The sequence below is a fragment of the Streptomyces alkaliphilus genome, assembly GCF_014141535.1.
Taxonomy (GTDB): Bacteria; Actinomycetota; Actinomycetes; order Streptomycetales; family Streptomycetaceae; genus Streptomyces; species Streptomyces alkaliphilus.
The window spans coordinates 1-1,072 of record NZ_VKHT01001346.1 but is presented as its reverse complement, the minus strand read 5'-3'; the positions used below and the strand labels follow the sequence as shown (position 1 = coordinate 1,072).

The window sequence follows — 1,072 nt, the reverse complement described above, 5'->3', positions numbered from 1 at the left end:
GGCTCGGGCGGAGGGGGGATCGGGTGTGACTCAGGCGGAGAAGTGGTCGCGGACGGGGCGCAGCGCGCGGACAGCGCCCCGCCCGGGGGCCTCCCGTCGGGCACCGCGCGCCGGTCGGGGCATCCTCGCCGCGCCGCTGTCGTCGGCCGTCGGGGTGTCGACGGCACCGGAATCGGGAGCACCAAAACGGCCCGGGTCGGCGGCGCGGACGGTCGATCGGGCCGCCACGCGCTCCCGGAGCGGGCGCAGCCCCTTCTCCGCCGCCCGCCGCAGCCACCCGGCGGACATCGCGACGAGGGGCACCGGGTCGTCCGGGGCGAACCACGCCGTCTCCACCCGGCGCGGGGTGCCGCCCGCCCGCAGGCGCAGCGGGGCCCCACCGGGACGGGCCGCCGGTGCCGTGCCCCGACGGGAACCGGTCCCGCGGCGGGGCAGTTCGACGAGGGCGGAGAGCAGGCCGTAGTTCTCGGCGACGAACAGCCGCCCCGGCACCGGCACGACGCGCGGCACCGGACGGCCGGTCGCCATCAGGTGCAGGGCCCGCACCACGTCCAGACCGGTGCGGTCGGTGAACAGCCGGAACTGCGCGCCCGGCCGGGGGTTGGCGTCCAGCAGGTGGTGATCGCCGGTCACCGGATCCCGGCGGAAGTCCAGGTCGAGGACGCCCCGGTAGCCGATCCGGGCGGCCAGCCGGACCGCCGCCCGTTCGATCGCCGGGTGGGGCAGCCAGCTCCCCACCGCCGTCAGGCCGGCGCGCGGCGGCCAGGCCAACTCCTTGCGGCCGGTGCCGCCCATCAGCAGCCGACCCCCCTCGGCGAAGCAGCCGTGGAAGAACCAGTCGGACCCCGGGCCGCCGGGCAGCACCCGCTGCACCAGCAGTCGGCTGCCCGCCTCGTCGGTGCGGTCGATCAGCCGCAGCAGCTCGTCCCGGCTGTGCGCGAGAGTGGTGCTGCGCAGCCCGGAACCGGCCGGCAGCAGCGCGGGACGGCTCCACTTGGCGACCACCGGCAGCCCCAGCTCGGCCACCACCGCCCGCACCTCCTCCTCGGTGGCGGGGGCGTAGGTGTCGGGG

The 1,072-nt window shown here is 78.0% G+C and carries 1 pseudogene; it reads right to left on the bottom strand.

Going from position 1 to position 1,072, the window contains the following annotated elements:
- Positions 1 to 30 precede the first annotated feature (30 nt).
- Positions 31 to 1,072 (bottom strand): annotated as a pseudogene (locus FNQ90_RS24390) (hypothetical protein); the annotation flags it as partial.